Genomic DNA, 16,814 nt, shown 5'->3' on the forward strand with positions numbered 1-16,814 from the left:
CCTGGTAGATGGGGTCAGCCGAGCAGCGCGTCGACCTTGGCGGCGGCCGCGGTCAGCGCTTCCTGCACGCTGACGCGGCCGGCGGCGGCGTTGCCGAGTTCCTGGGTCACCGCGTCCTGCATCTCCTGCTGACGCTTGATCACCGGGGGCAGCGCGATCGACTTGAGCGAGTCGAAGACCGCCTGGCGGTTGGCCGGCTCGGGGTCCTTCAGGTAGCCGTCGAGCACGGCCTGGTCGGAGATCGGCGGCAGCTCCCACGACGACTCGATGCGGGTGGTGGCCGCGACCTTCGACGAGGACAGGAACTTCGCCCAGGCGTGGGCCTGCTTGCCGTGCTTGGTGCCGGCCGAGGCGGCCACCGAGTTGTGGAAGACCGCGCTGGCCTTGGTCACGTCACCGGGCTCGACGACCACGTCCCACTCGAACGGCACGTCCTTCAGCCCGGCGAACTGCCAGATGCCGTTGTGCCACATGGCGAGCTTGCCGGACTTGAAGAGGTTGGTGTCGTAGTCGGCGGTGCCGCCGATCTCCGCCTCGGTCGGCATGGTCTTGCCGACCTTGGACACCAGCCAGGTGGCGGCCTTGACGCCCTGCGGGCTGTTGAAGGCCGACTTCTTGCCGTCGGCCGCCAGGAACTCGCCGCCGGCCTGCTTGAGCGCCTTGTAGAACTCGAAGAACTGCACCGGCTGGAAGTCGCCGTAGACCTTGGCGCCCTTGTCGGTCAGCTTCTCGGCGGCGGCCTGCTCCTCGGCCCAGGTCCAGTCGGCGGTGGGCAGGGCCACCCCGGCCTTCTCGAACAGGTCCTTGTTGTAGAAGAGCACGACGGTGGAGAAGGAGGCGGGCAGCGCGAACTGCTTGCCCTCGTGCCGGAAGGCGTTGAGCGACTCCTCGGCGTAGCCGGCCGGGGCGGTGTCGCCGGCGACGGTGCCGAGGTCGAGCAGGGAGCCGGCCCCAGCGTAGGTCACGAAGTTCTCGTAGTTCAGCTCGAAGGTGTCGGGCGCGGTGCCGCCGGCGATGGCCGTCTGCAACTTGGTGAAGTACTGGTCGTAGGGGGCGGTCTCGACCACCACGTCGATCGCCGGGTTCTCCTTCTCGAAGGCCTGGACGATCTTGTCGAGGTCTTTGACGTGGTCGGGCGCGGCGGAGAAGGTGAAGTAGCGCAACGTCACCTTGCCGCCCTCGGCGGTGGTGGTGTCCCTGGTGGCCGAGCCCTGCGAGCAGGCGGTGGCCAGCGCGGCGAGCGCCAGGAGGGCGAGGGTCTTCTTCATGGGGGGTTCGTCCTTACTTGAGGCCGGACTGGGCGACGGAGGCGATGACGTGCTTCTGCGCGAACAGGTAGAGGATGAGGATCGGCACGACGCTGACCACGGAGCCGGCCATGACGACGTTCCACTCGGTGGTGAAGCGGCCGTGCAACTCGGCCAGGCCGAGCGGCAGCGTGAAGAACTCCGGCGAGCGCAGGATCACCAGCGGCCACAGGTAGCTGTTCCAGCTCGCCATGAAGGCGAAGATGGCGAAGGTGGCCAGCGCGGGCCGGATCAGCGGCAGCACGACGAAGGCGAAGATCCGCAGGTGGCCCGCGCCGTCGAGCACCGCGGCCTCGTCGAACTCGCGCGGCACCTGCTGGATGGCCTGCCGCAGCAGGAACACCCCGAACGCCGAGGCCACGGTCGGCGCCAGCACGGCGAAGTAGGTGTCGGTCAGGTCGAGGGTGCGCATCTCGATGAACAGCGGCACGATCAGCACCTGCAGCGGCACCATCAGCGTGGCCAGGTAGACGGCGAACAACGCGCCGCGCCCAGGGAACGGGAGCCGGGCGAAGGCGTAGGCGGCCATCGCGCTGGTGATCAGTTGCAGCGCGGTCGAGGCCAGGCCGATCCAGAGGCTGTTGGCCAGGATGCGCCAGAACGGCATCGCCGCCAGCAGCCGCTCGTAGGCGCCCAGCCCGGCCCCTTCCGGGGTGAAGTCGGGCGGCGAGGCGAGCACCGCGCCGTCCGGCGTCAGCGAGGTGATCACCGCCCAGGCGAAGGGGAAGAGCATCACCAGCGCGCCAGCGATCACCAGCAGGTACTTCAGCGCCTTACCCATAGGTCACCCACCTGCGCTGGCCGCGGACCTGGACGAGGGTGACCACCAGCACGACGGCGAACAGCAGCCACGACAACGCCGAGGCCGCGCCGGCTCTGCCGTACTCGAAGGTCAGCTTGTAGACCTGCTCCACCGCCACCTGGGTGGCCCCGCCGGGGCCGCCGCCGGTCATGACGTGCACCTGGTCGAAGACCTGGAAGCCGTTGATGAGCGAGATCACCACGACGAAGAAGGTCGAGGGCGACAGCAGCGGCAGGGTGATGCCGCGAAAGCGCTGCCAGGGGGAGGCGCCGTCGACGCGGGCCGCCTCGTGGTACTCCCCCGGGATGGCCTGCAGCCCGGCCAACAGGATGATCATGACGAAGCCGAGGTCCTTCCAGGCCGAGGCGAGGATGATCGACGGCATCGCCCAGTCCGGATCGGTCCACCAGCCGGGACCCTCGACGCCCAGCAGGCCGAGCGCCCAGTTGACGATGCCGCTGGCCGGGTTGAGCAGCCACTTCCACATCAGCGCCACGACCACCCAACTGGTGATCACCGGCAGGAAGTAGACGGCGCGGAAGAGGTTGCGGCCCTTCATCGCCCGGTTGAGCAACATCGCCAGGCCGAGGCCGCCGGCGTACACCAGCGGGAGGTAGCCGGCGATGAAGTACAGGGTGTGCCCGAAGGCCGCCCTGGTCTCCTCCTCGCCCAGCAGGTCGGCGTAGTTGGCCAGGCCGACCCAGCGCATCGGCTGCAGCAGGTCCCACTCGTGCAGGCTCACCCACAGCGACCCGGCCATCGGGACCAGGGTGAACAGGGTGAGCGGCACCAGGCTCGGCAGCAGGAAGATCGCCACCGTGCCCGCGTACCGCCAGCGCTGTCCCGCGGTACGGCGGGGCGGTGCGGTGGCCCGTTCGACCGGCGACGCCGCCCGCGTGGTCACGCTCATGACTGGGTCCCGATCAGCCGGGCGCGCACCAGCCTGCCCTGCTCGCCCGCGGCTCCGGCCGCGTCGAACGGCGTGGCCAGCACCAGCGCCGCGGCGCCCTGCGCCCAGCTCGTCTCGTCCCAGGCCTCGACCTCGATGGAGATGTCGCGCCGGCCGGGCATGAGCTGGGCGCGCACGGCGCGGTCGAAGCCCGGCTGCCAGAACGGCCAGTGCGCGACGCCCTCGCCGAGCACGACCACGACCTCGGGGTCGACCACGTTGATCAGCCCGGCGGTGGCCCGGCCCAGGATCGCGCCCGCCTCGGCGAAGACGCCGAGCGCGGCCCGCGAGCCCTCGGCGGCGGCCCGGCCCAGCTCGTCGACGGAGGCGACCGGGCCCAGGTCCTGCTCGCCGGCGGCGGCGAGCAGTCCGGCGGTGCCGACGAACGCCTCCAGGCATCCGGTGGAGCCGCAGCCGCAGCGCGGGCCGTCCTCGGCCACCGGCACGTGGCCGAACTCGCCCGCGCCGCCGCGCGCTCCCCGGTACACCCGCCCGTCGGTGACGATCGCGGCGCCGACGCCACGGCCGATGGTCAGCACGAGGAAGTCGCGGTGCGTGCGGCCCCTGCCGTACAGCCGCTCGGCCGCCGCCAGCGCGTTGACGTCGTTCTCCACCAGCACCGGCAGCTTGAGCCTGCGCCGCAGCCGCTCGCCGACCGGCATGCCCTGCCAGCCCAGCGTGGGCGCGTTGACGGTGCCGGCCGCCTGGTCGTCCACGGCGCCGGGCACGCCGACGCCGAGCCCGAGCAGCGGCGGCCCGTCGCTGAGCGCGCCGAGCGTGGCCTCCACCGCGTCGGCCAGCTCGTCCAGCGCGTGCGGGGAGGCCGGGTCGAACGGGCGCTCCCAGGAGCCGAGCACGACGCCGTCCAGGCGGACATCGACCAGCACCAGGTGGTCGGCGGTCACCTTGACGCCCAGCGCGCGGCCCGCCGCGCCGATCAGGCCCAGCAACTGCGCGGGCCGCCCGCCGCGCGAGGGCTTCAGGTCGAGCTCCTCCAGCATCCCCGCACCGATCAGCTCGCGGGTGAGCTGTGTGACGGTGGCGGGGCTGAGGTCGAGCTCGCGGGCGATGTCGGTACGGCTCAGCGGCCCGAGCGTGCCCAGGAGGGCGAGGATCGCCGTCCGGGTCAGGTCGCCGCGGTCAGTGCCTGCCATGTGGGGGTACCAGGCTTTCTTCGGCAATAAAGTTAGTGGTGAAAATATGGAGCCGGGCTTCGGCCGGTGTCAACCCTCCGAAACCGTTCCGAAACCGACCGGCGTGGCCCTGCTACCTTCTGCGCTGTGCAGAACTGCCGAACCGAGTCCGGGTGAGCGCCAGGGCGGCCATGTGGCCGCTGTACGCGGCGGGCTTCACCACGGCGTTCGGCGCGCACGCCGTCGCGGCCAACCTCGGCGGCTTCTCCTCCGACGCGGTCACCTCGCTGCTGGTCCTCGGCGGGCTGCTGGCCCTCTACGACGGCGCGGAGGTGCTGCTCAAGCCGGTCTTCGGCACGCTGGCCGACCGCGTCGGCGCCCGGCCGGTACTGCTCGGCGGGCTGCTGGCCTTCGCCGCCGCCTCCGCGCTCTACGCCCTGGCCGACAGCCCGGGGTGGCTGTGGGCGGCTCGCCTCGGCCAGGGCGCGGCGGCCTCGGCCTTCTCCCCCGCGGCCTCCGCGCTGGTCGCCCGGCTCAATCCGGGCGCCAAGCACGGGCGCGCCTTCGGCGGGTACGGGTTCTACAAGTCGCTCGGCTACACCCTCGGCCCGCTGCTCGGCGGCGTCCTGGTCTGGGCGGGCGGGCTGCGGCTGCTGTTCGCGGTGACGGCCGGGCTCGGCCTCGCCGTCGCGCTCTGGGCGGCGCTGGCCGTCCCTGCCGTGCCGCCGCTGCCGCGCGCCCGCCAGACCGTCCTCGACCTGGCCCGGCGGCTCGGCAGCCGCGCCTTCCTGACCCCGACCGCCGCCCTGGCCGGGGCGACCGCGGCGCTGTCGGTCGGCGTCGGCTTCCTGCCCGTCTCCGGCGCGGCGGCCGGGCTCGGCACCGTGGCCACCGGGGCCGCGGCCTCCACGCTGGCGGCCAGCGCCGCGCTCGTCCAGCCGCTGGCCGGGCGGGCCCTCGACGCGGGACGGCTCAGCACCCGCACCGGTCTCACGGCCGGGCTGCTGACCACCGCCGCGGGGCTCGCCGCGGCCATGCTCCCCGGTCTGGGCGGCCTCCTGGCCGCCGCGGTGCTGATCGGCGCGGGGACCGGCCTGATCACCCCGCTCGGCTTCGCCGCCTTGGCGGCCACCACCCCGGCCGAACGCCTGGGCCAGACCATGGGCTCGGCCGAACTCGGCCGCGAACTCGGCGACGCGGGCGGGCCTCTGCTGGTCGCCGGCGTCGCGACGGTGTCCTTCCTGGGGTACGGCTTCGCCGCGCTGGCCGGTCTGCTGGCCGTCCTCGCCGCCCTCACCGTCCGGCACCGCGCACCGTAGCCGGACGGTGGCGAGGGTCCACCCCAGCTCGTCGCGGGCCCGCCGGCTGCAGCACGTGTCACCTCCGGGATGCGCTGTACTGGCAGGCATGACGATCATCCGCTCCCTGGTGTTGTTCGCCCTGGCCGCGCTGGCCGAGATCGGCGGGGCGTGGCTGGTGTGGCAGGGCGTGCGCGAGCAGCGCGGCCTGGTCTGGATCGGCGCCGGGGTGATCGCGCTGGGGCTGTACGGGTTCGTCGCCACCCTGCAGCCGGACGCCGACTTCGGCCGTATCCTGGCCGCCTACGGCGGGGTGTTCGTGGCCGGGTCGCTGGTGTGGGGCATGGTCGTCGACGGGTTCCGGCCCGACTGGTGGGATGTCGCGGGCGCGCTGATCTGCCTGGCCGGCGTCGCTGTGATCATGTACGCGCCCCGCTCCTAGCCGCCCACTGAGTACCCTGTACGCAGCAAGGAGGTGGCGTGGCCACATGAATATCTGGATGCGGCCCGAGCGCCCCGCCCGGGGCCCGAAACCGGCCTACAGCCGGGCGCAGATCACCGAGGCGGCGGTACGGCTCGCCGACGCCGAAGGGCTGGAGGCCGCCACGATGCGGCGGATCGCGGCCGAGATCGGCGCCGGGGCGATGTCGCTCTACCGGTACGTGCCGAGCCGCGACGACCTGGTCGATCTCATCGCCGACCACCTGATGGGCGAGCTCGACCTCGCCGGGCTGCCCTCCGGCGACTGGCGCGCCGACCTGACCCGTTACGCCTGCGAGCTGCGGGCGATGTGGTTGCGCCACCCGTGGATCGCCGGCGTCCAGCGCTCGCGGGCCGGTTTCGGCCCCAACCAGCTCCGGCTGATCGAGCGGGTGATGGGGACACTCGACGCCCACGTTCCCGTCGACGAGAACCTCAGCCTGATGGCCCTGCTGAACGGCTACGTCGAAGGCGCCGCCCGCGAGGAGGTCACCTGGGCCGGGGAACTGCGCCGCAGCGGCCTGTCCGAGGCCGACTGGCTGGCGCAGAGCTACCCGCGCATCCGGCAGATCGTGGACAGCGGCGAGTACCCGATCTTCACCAAGATCACGCTGGAGGCGCGGCAGCCGCGGCTCAGCCCGGACGAACGGTTCCGGCACGGGCTGGAGCGGGTCCTCGACTGCATCGCCCTGGCCCTCACCGAAGCAGCCGCCGAGCGGCCCTGACCAGGGCGGCGTTGTCCGGGGCCGGGGAGCCGCCGGGCAGATGGAGGGTGTCCTCGAGGCCGATCCTGGCCGCCAGCCCGCGCGCACCGGCGAGGGCCAGCACCGGCCAGGCCGAGCCGTCCTCGCCGTGCAGCAGGATCGGCCTGGTCGCGCGGGCGGTGTTCGGCCGTCCGGCGCGGACGGCGTTCGGCCGTTCGGCGTGGGCGGCCAGGCGGTCCAGCAGGGCGGCGGCGGTGGACACGGCGGTGTCCGGGTCGGTGTCGGTGATCTCCGCCAGGACGCGCGTCACCCGGTGCGCGCCCGGCCAGGCGAAGAAGCGCTCGACGGCGTCCACTCCCGCGAAGACCCCCACCCCGCCGGCCCCGGTCCCGGAGAAGAGGCCGGCCTCGACGGCGACGCCTCGGGCGAGGAGGGCCTCATGCGGGGAGACCTTCCCCCGGCGGCGCGCCCGTCACGGTGCCGCGTCGCCGAGGGTGGCGAGTTTGTCGGGGTTGCTCACCACGTAGACGTCCCGCACCTGCTCGCCGCCGTCCTCCAGGTCGAGCACCATCACCGCGAACGGCGTCTCGTCGGCGAACAGGACCACCGACGGGTCGCCGTTGACCTGCCGGTAACGCACCTCGACGTCGCCGACCTCGCGGGCGCCCGCCAGCAGCACCCGGGCGACGTTGTCCCGGCCATGCACCGGCCTGGGCCCGCCGACCGCGGACTTGCCGCCGCTGTCGGCCCACAGGGTGACCTCCGGCGAGAGCAGCTCCAGCAACGCCGCCAGGTCGCCGCCGAACGCGGCCGCGATGAACCGCTCGGTCGCCTCCCGGTGCGTCCGCTGGTCGACGCGGGCGCGCGGGCGGCGGGCCCGCACGTGCTCACGGGCCCGGTGCGCGAGCTGGCGGACGCCGGCCGGAGTGCGTTCGAGCATCTCGGCGATCTCGGTGTGCCGGTAGCCGAAGACCTCGTGCAGGATGAACACCGCGCGCTCGGCCGGGGTCAGCGTCTCCAGCACCACGAGCATGGCCAGCGACACCGACTCGGCGCGTTCGGCCGGCTCGGCGGCGTCGCCGGTGGTGACCAGCGGCTCGGGGAGCCACGGGCCTAGATAGGTCTCCTTGCGGCGGTCGAGAGCCTTCCGGTGGGCCAGGGCCTGGTTGACGGCGATCCGGACCAGGTAGGCGCGATGGTTCTCGATCCGCGCCAGATCGGTGCCGGACCAGGCCAGCCAGGTCTCCTGCAGGACGTCCTCGGTGTCGCCGACGGTGGCGAGCATGCCGTAGACGACGGAGAACAGCAGTTCGCGATGCTCGGCGAAGACCTGCTCGTTCACGCGTGGCTCCGGGCGAGCGCCAGCAGGTCCTCGACGCTCCACTGGTCGGCGGCGTGCCTGCCGTACCGCACGGCGAGCAGGACGCCGTCGGGGTCGAGCAGGAAGTCGGCGGGCAGCCCCGTGACGTTCTCGCCGCTCCGGGGGTACGGCCGGCCGCCACGGAACACGCCACGCATCACCACACCGTAGGTGCTGGGCCGCACCGGCGCGAGCCAGGCCCGCGGATGCAGCACCGAGCGCACCGACCGGCCGACGCCGAACGCCTCGTAGAGCTCCTTGCCGGGGTCGGCGACGACGTCGAACGGAAGCGCCTCGTGGTGCGGCAGCAGGTCCTCGGCCGGGGAGTGGAAGACGGCGATCTCGTGGAGGCCGGCGGCGGTGAGGTCGGCGTGCCGTACCGCGAACGTGCGCAGGTGCACGTTGCACACCGGGCAGCCGGCGTAGCGGCGGAACTGCAGGTGGGTCAGCCCGCCGGGCGCGGGCAACGCCACCGGCCCGCGCAGCCCGGCCGGCCGGCGGGGCGTGACGCGGTCGCCGGGCGCGAACCTGGCCCGGTCGAGAAGGTACCGCTCGATCTTGTTCATCGCCGCTCCCGCGACGAGTCGTGTCGGCTCATGTCCATAAGAGGGATCCGGCGCCCGGAATGTGACGTCACACTTCGCCCTCGCCGGATCTCTCATCGGCATGACCGGAACATCGCAGGAAATGGACATGAACGTGCTGAGGACCCCGGAGGAGCGGTTCGCCGACCTGCCGGACTACCCGTTCACCCCCCACTACGCCGCGCTGGACGGCGGCCGGGTGCGGATGCACTACCTCGACGAGCGCCCGGCCGGGCCCGAGTCCGGGGAGACGGTGGTGCTGCTGCACGGCAACCCCTCGTGGAGCTACCTGTACCGCCGGGTCATCCCGCCGCTGGTCGCGGCGGGACACCGGTGCGTCGCGCCCGACCTGATCGGGTTCGGCAAGTCGGACAAGCTCGCCGACCGCTTCGGCCACACCTACCAGCGGCACCTCGACTGGCTCGGCGAGGCCCTGTTCGACGTGCTCGGCCTGCGGGAGCTCACCCTGGTCTGCCACGACTGGGGCGGTGCGCTCGGCCTGCCTCTGCTGGCCGCCCGGCCCGGCCGCTTCCGCCGGGTCGTGGCCGCCAACACCGGCCTGAGCACGGGCGAGGAGGACCTCGGCGAGGGCTGGCCGATGCTGGCCTCCTGGTTGCAGTCCAGCCAGCGCATCCACCCGTTCAAGCCGTCGGCGGTGATCGACGCGATGACCGTCACCGAGCTGGACCCGGGGGCGCTGGCCGCCTACGACGCGCCCTACCCCGGGGAGGCGTACCTGACCGGGGTGCGGCAGTTCCCGCTGCTCATCCCGATCACGCCGCAGGACGAGATCACTCCGGTGCTGCGGGAGGCCTGGCGGGCGCTGGAGGGGCTGGACGTGCCGTTCCTGTGCGCGTTCAGCGACCTCGACCATGTCAGCCGGGGTGACCACCGGGGGCTGAGCGACCGGATCCCGGGGGCGAAGGGGCGGGCGCATCCGCTGATCACCGGGGCGGCGCACTTCCTCCAGGAGGACGCCGGGCCGGAGCTGGCCGCGGTGATCAACGAGTTCATCGCGGAGACGGGGGCGGGGCCAGCGGCGGCTCGGTGAGGGTGGCGGCGGGGTCAGTCGGCCAAGATCCGCTCCAGGGTGGTGAGGCCCATCCGGCTCATCGCGGGGTTGCTCCTCACGTAGTACCAGGCGGCTCCCATCGCCTGCTGGAAGGCCCAGGCCTTGCCGCGCTCCCACGTCAGGTCGTCGCTGTCCAGCCGCTCCCGGAGCACCTTCCGGGGGCCGGGCTCCAGGAGGTGCCAGGCTGCGACGAGGTCCAGGGCCGGGTCGGCCGGGCCGAAGCCGCCCACGTCGAGGACGCCGGTGAGCCGGTCGCCGGAGACGAGCAGGTTGCCGGGGATGAGGTCGCTGTGGCACATCACGTCCGGCCCGGCGGGCGGCAGCACCCGCAGGCGCTCCCACAGCGCGCGCAGGCGGGGGAGGTCCAGCAGGTGTTCGCTGCGCTGGAAGCAGGTCTCCATCCAGGCGTCGTGGGAGCGCAGGTCGCCGCCTCGTCCCTTGCCGGTGAAGGTGCGCCCGCGGGTGTCGACGGCGCGCAGGTCGGTGATGAGGTCGGCCAGGTCGTGGGCGAAAGCGGTGGAGGTGGCGACGGAGTCCGGGGTGGCCATGGTGCCGGGGAGCCAGGTCTGCACCGACCAGGGCAGCGGGTAACCATCGCCGGGGGAACCCAGTGCGACGGGTTCCGGGGTACGGAACCGGGTGCGACCGGCCAGCTCCCGGGCAGCCGCCGCCTCCGCCTCCAACTCCCCCCGAAGGCCGTCGCGCACCGAGGCGGTGACGCCGGGCTGGAGGGGGAAGCGGGCGGTCAGGTCGTCGCCGAGGCGGAAGATGGCGTTGACCGTGCCGGGCCCGGTCACCTCGGTGACCGGGAGATCGCGCCACTCGGGGAACTGAGATGCCACCAGGGCACGCACGAGCTCCGGAGTGATCGTGAGCTGGTCGTCGTGCATCCTCATCCCAGCTCTCCCCCGCTCGTGCCGGCCCGGCCGGTCGCCCACGCCCAGCCCGCGACGGCGACCCGGTTCCGGGCCCCGACCTTGCGCTGGAGGGTGGCGACGTGGTTCTTCACCGTCCCGGGCGACAGGAACAGCTCGGCGGCGATCTCCGCGTTGGTCCGCCCCTGCGCGACGAGCGTGACGACCTGCTCCTCCCGCTCGGTCAGGACCACGTCGGAGCCCTCCCGAGCCTCACCACGCCGCGCGAGCAGCCCGACGGTGAGCTGCGGGCTGATCAGGACGTCCCCGCTCATCGCCGCACGAACCGCCTCGACCAGCAGCGCCGGACCCGACCGCTTGAGCAGGAACCCGGCGGCGCCGTGCCGGAGCGCGGCGTCCACGTACTCGTCCAGGCCGAAGGTGGTGACCACGACGACGTGGATGCCGGTGTCCCGCAGCGCCCGGGTGACCTCGATGCCGTCCGCGCCCGGCATCCGGATGTCGGCGAGCACCACGTCCGGCTTGATCGCCTTCGCGGTGTCGATGGCGGTCCGGCCGTCGGCGGCCTCGGCGACCACGCTCATGTCGGGTTGCGCGTCGAGGATCAGCCGGAAGGCGCTGCGGATGCCTTCCTGGTCGTCGGCGAGGAGGATGCGGGTGGCCATTCCGGCGATTGTGCCAGCGGCAGCCGGACGGTCAACGACCACCCCTGCGGTACGGCTGCCGCCCGCAGTTCCCCGCCGTGCGCCTCGACCAGCGAGGTCAGGGCGGCCAGCCCGGTGCCGCCGCGCCGCCCGGCGGGCTGGGCCGCGCGCACGCCGTCGTTGGTCAGGCTGAGGTCGAGCCTGCCGGAGGAGGTGCTGATCCGCAGGCCGACCAGCCGGGCCTGCGGCGCGTGCCGCCGGATGTTGGTCAGCCCTTCGAGCACGACCCGGTAGGCCAGGGCCGAGGTCTCCGGTGGCACGTCCGCCGCCTCCAGCGTCAGCTCGACCCGGGCGGGCCCGGCGGCGGCGAACCGGCCGGCCGCCTCCCGGATGCCCTCCAGGTCGCCGCCGGGGGTGAGCGGGATGTGGTGGTGCAGCGTGTCGTGGTGCAGCGTGTCGTGGTGCAGCATGTCGAGGGTGCGGTCGAGCATGGCTAGCGCGCGCTGCCCGGCCGCCTCGACGCGGCCGAGCGCCTCGCGGGGGTCGCCGGCGACCGTGCCGGCCTGGGCGTGGGCGACCATCTCGCTGATGTCGTGCGCGAGGTAGTCGTGCAGGTCTCTGGCCAGGCGCAGGCGCAGCTCCAGGCGGGTGCCGGCGACCGCACGCGCTTGCCGTACCTCGGTGTGGCGCAGGTGGCCGCCCACGGCGGCGGCCAGCGCGGCGCCCGCGCCCCAGAACGCGCAGGCCCCCACCGCCTCCAGCGGCGAGGCCGCGTCGAAGACGCGCAGCAGCCAGGTCGCCGCCGCCAGCGCGACCAGCGCGGCGAGCACGGCTGCTCGCCGGCCGGGGACGAAGCGGACGACCACCCCGGTGAGCGCGGTCAGGACCACGCTCTCCGCCATGGACAGCGCGTCACCGCCGGGACCGGCCACCACCGGGCCGGTCAGGTGTGCCGCGGTGACCAGCAGCGACGTGCCCGCCGCGACGACGGCGGCCACGGGCAGGACGGGACGGCAGCACGGCACCGACCCGGCCACGACCGCCAGCACCGCCACGAACAGGGCGACAACCCCCAGAACACTCACCAGGGTGACGATACGGGGCGAACGGCACTCGATCGAAGGTGCCGAACGGCACCCCTCGGGGCTTCTGAACGTGCCGAACGGCATCTGTCAGGACATCGGCCCTGGCCAGGAGGCTGGTCCCATGACGATCTCCCTTCACCACCGATCGGCCGCGGCGGCTCTGTGGGGCCTGGCCTACGGCGGGCTCGGCGCCGCGTGGGCCCTGGGCGCGCCCGGATACCCCTGGGGCGCCGCCGACCCCGACCCGGACGGCGCGCTGTCGATCCTGGCCTGGACGACCCCCGGCTTCGGCTGGGTGGTCGCGGCCTTCGGGCTGCTGACCGCCGGCGTGGCCGTGGGGGTGGCCCGGGGCGTGCGGGCGGCGAGCTTCCTGGCCTGGGTCATCGCCGCGTTGCTCATCCTGGTCATCCCGGACTCGCGGCTGATGATGGGCGTGGCCTACACGCCGCTCCTGCTGATCGGCCCGCTCTTCGGCCTGCTCGACGGCGCCGGCCTGGCCGACGCCTGGCACTGGCCGGTCTTCAACCAGTTGCTCTGCATCACCGGCGGCCTGCTGCTGGCGTCGGTGGCCCTGGCCTCGGCGCGCGGGCAGGGCGGGTTGCGCTGGTTCACGCCGCAGCGGGGCCGCGTCGCGGTCTACGTGGCGGTCGGGGTGCCGCTGGTGTACTGCGCGACCCGCTGGGCGTGGGCGCTCGGCATCCCGCTCGGCGTGAGCGACGCCTTCCTCGCCGGGGGTGAGCCGGGGCTCTGGCTGGCCGGGGCCTACCTGGCCACCTTCGGCGCGCTCGGCGGGGTGCTCACGCTCGGCCTCGTCCAGCGGTGGGGGGAGATCTTCCCGCGCTGGATCCCGTGGCTGCGCGGCCGGCGGGTGCCGCCGCTGCTCGCGGTGATCCCCGCCGGGTTCGTGTCGGTCATCATCACGGTCGCCGGGATCACCTACCTCCGGGCGACGATCGCGGGCCGGTTCCGCTGGGCGGAATGGGGGGCGTGGCTGCCGGAGTGCTTCTGGCCGATCTGGGGCGCCGCGCTGGCGACCGCCGCGATCAGCTACCGCCGCCGCCGAGCCTGACCCCGGTACGGCAGGCCGCCCGGTACGGCAGGCCGCCCGGCGGAGCAGGCGTGGCGGGCCGACCGGCGCGGGAGGTCCGCCGGTCGCCCGCCGCGGCGGCTACTTGGCCAGCAGGGCGTCCATCTGCCCGACCGACAGCCGCAGGCCCTCCACCATGCCCATGGCCGCCATCTGCTCCATGTGCTCGCGCGAGTCGAAGACCGAGCGCAGCTCCATCCGCGTGCCGCCCTCGTGCTCGACCAGCCGCACCTGGGCGGTGTTCGTCGGCAGTTCGGCGGAGGGCGTGCCGTCGGGGTCGGCGAAGCCGTCGATGAACTCCAGCGACTTGGGCGGGTTGACCGACGAGATGCGCCACCAGCCGCGGTGCCGCTCGCCCTCGGGACTGGTCATGTAGTAGGTGACGCTGCCGCCCGGGGTCAGGTCGTGCTCCTCGACGGTGGCCGGGTAGGTGGGCGGGCCCCACCAGCGCTCCAGCTTGCGCGGGTCGGCCCACAACTCCCAGACCTGCTCGACGGGTGCGTCGAAGTCGGCGGTCAGGGTGAGGGTGAGACTGTCGAAATCGGTCTTGACGTCGGTGACGCTCATCTTTCCGTTCCTCTCCTCGGTTCGGCTTGCCCCGGGGCCGGCTCCTCGGCCAGCAGGGCGGCCATGCGGTCCACGCGTCCCCGCCAGAGCGCTTCGAGCTCGTCGAGCGACTGGCGGGCACGGGCCAGGGCGTCGGGGGCGGTTCGCACGATCTGTTCCCGTCCTCTCCGCTCCTTGGTGACCAGACCGGCCCGTTCCAGCACCGCGACGTGCTTCTGGACCGCCGCGAAACTCATCGGGTAGGCCTCGGCCAGCCGGGAGACCGACAGCTCGCCCGTGGCGCACCGTCGCAGGATGTCCCGGCGGGTCCGGTCGGCCAGCGCGTGGAACGTCTGATCCACGGCCCCATCATCTACAACCATTTGGTTGTAGGTTACCGCCGACGGCACCCGCTGTCCACCACCCACCCACTACGACCTGCCGGGATTCAGCCGGCGGAACCACTCCCTGGTACGGCGCAGCAGATCCAACCGGTGCGCGCGCTCCGCGATGGTGTGTCCCTCCCGCGGATAGACGACGAACTCGTGCTCGACCCCGAACCGGCGCAGCGCCCGGTGCAGGAACACCGCCTGCCCGAGCGGCACGTTGGCATCCTCCGCCCCGTGCACGATCAGCACCGGCGTGGTGATCCTGGCCGCGTAGGAGATCGGGCTCCGCTCGTCGTGCGGGTGCGGCCCGGCGCCCTCCCAGCCGATGCTGCCGCCGTGGGCCGCCTCGAAGACACCGAGCAGGCGCAGCCGGTCGTGCCCGGCGGCCTCGCTCCACACCCAGGGGTCGGGCTCGCCGGGATCCGGGGACAGCACGACGACCGTTGCGAGGTCGGCGAGCGGGACGAAGTCACGGGCCGCCACCGGCCAGGAGGTACGGTCGCCCCCGTCGGCCCGCTCACGCCACAGTTCGCCGCCGGCCAGGAAGAACAGGTGCCGGGAGTCGGCCGACCACCTGGGGGTGCGCCCCTCCCCCACGGTCCGGGTCGGCCCGCCGACGGTGACCACGTGCAACGTGCCGCCGGGCTGCCGGCCGTACCCGATCCTCCGCCCGTCGGGCGAGAGCACCGGGGTGACCGGCAGCCCGGCGTCGGCCACCAGGCCGGCGCTCAGCGGCAGGCTCATCCGAGCAGGAAGGCGCGGATCTGCTGACCGACCGCCTCGGGCGCCATCCAGAAGGCGGAGTGGTCGTGGTCGGGCAGGGTCAGCACGGTGACGTTCGGCAGGATCGCGGCCAGGGCGTGCGCGCCGCGGCGGATGAACTCCTCGCCGTTGCCGCCGACGGCCACCGCGACCGGCGCCTCGATCGACCAGCGGTCGGCAGGCAGCGGCTTGCCGTCCTGCAGGCCCTTCAGGATCAGGCCGTCGTAGGTGTAGGTGTGCGCGTTGGCGGCCATGGCCTCCCAGGACGGGTCCGCCTTCATCATCGGCAGGTACTCGGCCGGGACGCGGATCATCTCCGTCATGAAGTACTCGACGGCCTCGCTGCGCCGGCCGGCCGCGACCAGGGCCCGCTGGTGCTCCAGGTAGTCGGCGGGCGCCGGCGGGCGGGAGTCGTCGACGATGAAGGGCGGCTCGTAGAGGTAGACGCCGGTCACCTTCGCGCCCAGGGCGCTCGCGGCGTCGAGGGTGATCCCGCAGCCGCCGGACCCGCTGGCGAGCGCTGCCGTACCGCCGACCACGTCGATCAGGGCGGAGATGTCGTCGATCTCGCGCGCCGGGTCGTAGGGCTGCGGGTCGCCGCTGGCGCCCCGGCCCCGGCGGTCGAAGGTGATCACGGTGAAGTCCTCGGCCAGCACCTTGGCCAGGCCGGCGACGCTGGTGTGGTCCTCGGTGACGTTGCTGACCACGATGATCGCCGGGCCGGAGCCGGTCTGCTCGTAGGCGATGGTGGTGCCGTCGGCGGAGGTGAGGGTGTTCAGCTCGGACATGATGGGCTCGCTTTCGTTGTTCGGGGTGTCGACCAGGCCGGCCAGCCGGTCGAGGGCCTCGGCGTAGCCTTCGGCCATCTCGAGCTCGACCGCGCGCTGCAGGGCCTGCTCGTCGGGGAAGGTGGCGGCGACCTCGACCGTGCAGCCGGTGCCGGCCGGGGTGAAGGTGGCCGTCGTGGGGAAGGTGTCGGGACCGTCGGCGCGCCACTCCTGATCGGCGAAGGCGCCGTCGTAGCCGAGGCGGGCGCCGGTCTCGACGACCTGGTAGGTGGCGAGGGTGCGGACCGGGTCGGCCGATCCGTCCGCGGGCGCGATCTGGAAGCGCCAGCGGCCGCCGGGCCGTACGTCCATCTCGTAGACGGTCGCGTCCCAGCCCTGCGGGCCCCACCAGCGGCTGATCGCCTCCGCGTCGGTCCAGGCCCACCAGACGCGCTCCACGCCAGCGGTGTAGGTGCGGGCGATGCGCACGGTGTTGCTCGCCCGGTCGATCGTGATGCCGTCAGGCATGGTCGTCCTCCTTGCCGGTCGGTGCGGTCGTCCCTGTCGTGGCGCGGTCGTCCTCGTCGAGAAAGGAGCCGAGGCGGTCCAGCCGCTCCGACCACAGCTCGGCGAAGCGCTGCACCCAGTCGCTCAGCTCGCGCATCGCCTCGGGGTGGAGCCGGTAGATCCGCTGCTGCGCCCGTTTGCTCGACTCGACCACCCCGGCCTCGGCCAGCAACCGAAGATGCCGGGAGACCTGCGGCTGGCCGAGACCGAGCGCGTCGACGATGGCTCCCACGGGCTGGGGGCCGTCCCTGAGCAGTTCGACGATCCGGAACCGGTTCGGCTCGGAGATCGCCGTCAGCCGCTGTTGCACGCTGTTGACCACACCTCGAATATACACAGTGGCGTATATACACGCAAGCACATATGCGGAGCCTTGTCGCCCGGCGCTGCCGCACGTACCGTC

General features: G+C 73.2%; 20 protein-coding genes. 5 read left to right on the top strand and 15 right to left on the bottom strand.

Annotated features, from left to right (window positions below; translation table 11 throughout):
• Positions 1-14 precede the first annotated feature (14 nt).
• Genes ACIBG7_RS13815 through ACIBG7_RS13830 form a run of 4 tightly spaced genes read right to left on the bottom strand, consistent with a single transcriptional unit; the run spans position 15 to position 4,212 of the window.
• Positions 15-1,268 carry an ABC transporter substrate-binding protein gene (locus ACIBG7_RS13815; protein ID WP_397336370.1) on the bottom strand — a complete coding sequence of 418 codons (1,254 nt, stop codon included), beginning with the start codon at positions 1,266-1,268 and terminating at the stop codon, positions 15-17.
• A 13-nt stretch (positions 1,269-1,281) separates the two neighbouring features.
• The gene (locus tag ACIBG7_RS13820; RefSeq protein ID WP_357923506.1) at positions 1,282-2,088 is read right to left on the bottom strand and encodes a carbohydrate ABC transporter permease; all 807 of its coding nucleotides are present in this window, start codon (positions 2,086-2,088) and stop codon (positions 1,282-1,284) included.
• Positions 2,081-3,019: a carbohydrate ABC transporter permease gene (locus ACIBG7_RS13825; protein ID WP_397336371.1), complete on the bottom strand. Its 939-nt coding sequence runs from the start codon at positions 3,017-3,019 to the stop codon at positions 2,081-2,083. The genes ACIBG7_RS13820 and ACIBG7_RS13825 overlap by 8 nt, the downstream gene beginning before the upstream one ends.
• Positions 3,016-4,212 (bottom strand): ROK family protein, encoded by a 1,197-nt coding sequence (locus ACIBG7_RS13830; protein WP_397336372.1) that lies wholly within the window; start codon positions 4,210-4,212, stop codon positions 3,016-3,018. The genes ACIBG7_RS13825 and ACIBG7_RS13830 overlap by 4 nt, the downstream gene beginning before the upstream one ends.
• Positions 4,213-4,364: 152 nt before the next feature.
• Between ACIBG7_RS13830 and ACIBG7_RS13835 the strand changes: the two genes are divergently transcribed.
• The 3 genes from ACIBG7_RS13835 (at position 4,365) to ACIBG7_RS13845 (ending at position 6,694) form a co-directional block, all read left to right on the top strand.
• The gene (locus ACIBG7_RS13835) at positions 4,365-5,510 is read left to right on the top strand and encodes an MFS transporter (protein ID WP_397336373.1); all 1,146 of its coding nucleotides are present in this window, start codon (positions 4,365-4,367) and stop codon (positions 5,508-5,510) included.
• A gap of 88 nt (positions 5,511-5,598) precedes the next feature.
• Positions 5,599-5,931 carry a YnfA family protein gene (locus ACIBG7_RS13840; protein ID WP_397336374.1) on the top strand — a complete coding sequence of 111 codons (333 nt, stop codon included), beginning with the start codon at positions 5,599-5,601 and terminating at the stop codon, positions 5,929-5,931.
• A 46-nt stretch (positions 5,932-5,977) separates the two neighbouring features.
• On the top strand, positions 5,978-6,694 hold the full coding sequence (locus ACIBG7_RS13845; protein ID WP_397336375.1) for a TetR/AcrR family transcriptional regulator: 717 nt from the start codon (positions 5,978-5,980) through the stop codon (positions 6,692-6,694).
• Here ACIBG7_RS13845 and ACIBG7_RS13850 read toward each other — a convergent pair.
• The 3 genes from ACIBG7_RS13850 to ACIBG7_RS13860 form a co-directional block, all read right to left on the bottom strand.
• The gene (locus tag ACIBG7_RS13850; protein ID WP_397336376.1) at positions 6,666-7,046 is read right to left on the bottom strand and encodes a 3-keto-5-aminohexanoate cleavage protein; all 381 of its coding nucleotides are present in this window, start codon (positions 7,044-7,046) and stop codon (positions 6,666-6,668) included. The genes ACIBG7_RS13845 and ACIBG7_RS13850 overlap by 29 nt on opposite strands.
• A gap of 99 nt (positions 7,047-7,145) precedes the next feature.
• Complete coding sequence (gene sigJ / locus ACIBG7_RS13855; protein ID WP_357923493.1) at positions 7,146-8,015, bottom strand: RNA polymerase sigma factor SigJ; 870 nt, start codon at positions 8,013-8,015, stop codon at positions 7,146-7,148.
• The gene (locus ACIBG7_RS13860; protein WP_397336377.1) at positions 8,012-8,599 is read right to left on the bottom strand and encodes a peroxiredoxin-like family protein; all 588 of its coding nucleotides are present in this window, start codon (positions 8,597-8,599) and stop codon (positions 8,012-8,014) included. The genes sigJ and ACIBG7_RS13860 overlap by 4 nt, the downstream gene beginning before the upstream one ends.
• Positions 8,600-8,726: 127 nt before the next feature.
• On the opposite strand from ACIBG7_RS13860, the gene ACIBG7_RS13865 reads away from it, so the two are divergent.
• Complete coding sequence (locus ACIBG7_RS13865; RefSeq protein ID WP_397336378.1) at positions 8,727-9,668, top strand: haloalkane dehalogenase; 942 nt, start codon at positions 8,727-8,729, stop codon at positions 9,666-9,668.
• A 14-nt stretch (positions 9,669-9,682) separates the two neighbouring features.
• Here the strand turns inward: ACIBG7_RS13865 and ACIBG7_RS13870 are convergent, their stop codons facing one another.
• From ACIBG7_RS13870 to ACIBG7_RS13880, 3 genes are read right to left on the bottom strand one after another with little or no spacing between them, the layout of a single operon-like run.
• On the bottom strand, positions 9,683-10,585 hold the full coding sequence (locus ACIBG7_RS13870; RefSeq protein ID WP_397336379.1) for an aminoglycoside phosphotransferase family protein: 903 nt from the start codon (positions 10,583-10,585) through the stop codon (positions 9,683-9,685).
• Complete coding sequence (locus tag ACIBG7_RS13875) at positions 10,582-11,229, bottom strand: response regulator (protein WP_397336380.1); 648 nt, start codon at positions 11,227-11,229, stop codon at positions 10,582-10,584. The genes ACIBG7_RS13870 and ACIBG7_RS13875 overlap by 4 nt, the downstream gene beginning before the upstream one ends.
• Entirely contained in the window at positions 11,169-12,293 is a 1,125-nt protein-coding gene (locus ACIBG7_RS13880) for a sensor histidine kinase (RefSeq protein ID WP_397336381.1), read from the bottom strand. Before ACIBG7_RS13880 ends, ACIBG7_RS13875 begins: the two co-directional genes overlap by 61 nt.
• Before the next feature lie 121 nt (positions 12,294-12,414).
• Between ACIBG7_RS13880 and ACIBG7_RS13885 the strand changes: the two genes are divergently transcribed.
• Entirely contained in the window at positions 12,415-13,362 is a 948-nt protein-coding gene (locus ACIBG7_RS13885) for a hypothetical protein (RefSeq protein WP_397336382.1), read from the top strand.
• Positions 13,363-13,461: 99 nt separating this feature from the next.
• Here the strand turns inward: ACIBG7_RS13885 and ACIBG7_RS13890 are convergent, their stop codons facing one another.
• From ACIBG7_RS13890 to ACIBG7_RS13910, 5 genes are all read right to left on the bottom strand, one after another.
• Positions 13,462-13,947: an SRPBCC domain-containing protein gene (locus ACIBG7_RS13890; RefSeq protein WP_357923482.1), complete on the bottom strand. Its 486-nt coding sequence runs from the start codon at positions 13,945-13,947 to the stop codon at positions 13,462-13,464.
• Positions 13,944-14,288: a metalloregulator ArsR/SmtB family transcription factor gene (locus tag ACIBG7_RS13895; protein ID WP_357923480.1), complete on the bottom strand. Its 345-nt coding sequence runs from the start codon at positions 14,286-14,288 to the stop codon at positions 13,944-13,946. The genes ACIBG7_RS13890 and ACIBG7_RS13895 overlap by 4 nt, the downstream gene beginning before the upstream one ends.
• 69 nt (positions 14,289-14,357) lie before the next feature.
• Positions 14,358-15,059: a S9 family peptidase gene (locus ACIBG7_RS13900; RefSeq protein WP_397336383.1), complete on the bottom strand. Its 702-nt coding sequence runs from the start codon at positions 15,057-15,059 to the stop codon at positions 14,358-14,360.
• Positions 15,056-16,372, bottom strand: a complete 1,317-nt coding sequence (locus tag ACIBG7_RS13905) for an alpha/beta fold hydrolase (RefSeq protein ID WP_357923476.1) — start codon at positions 16,370-16,372, stop codon at positions 15,056-15,058. The genes ACIBG7_RS13900 and ACIBG7_RS13905 overlap by 4 nt, the downstream gene beginning before the upstream one ends.
• Positions 16,365-16,733 carry a metalloregulator ArsR/SmtB family transcription factor gene (locus ACIBG7_RS13910; RefSeq protein WP_357923474.1) on the bottom strand — a complete coding sequence of 123 codons (369 nt, stop codon included), beginning with the start codon at positions 16,731-16,733 and terminating at the stop codon, positions 16,365-16,367. The genes ACIBG7_RS13905 and ACIBG7_RS13910 overlap by 8 nt, the downstream gene beginning before the upstream one ends.
• Between the last annotated feature and the right edge of the window lie 81 nt (positions 16,734-16,814).

Source organism: Nonomuraea sp. NPDC050328 (assembly GCF_044459405.1).
In the GTDB taxonomy this organism is placed as follows: Bacteria; Actinomycetota; Actinomycetes; order Streptosporangiales; family Streptosporangiaceae; genus Nonomuraea.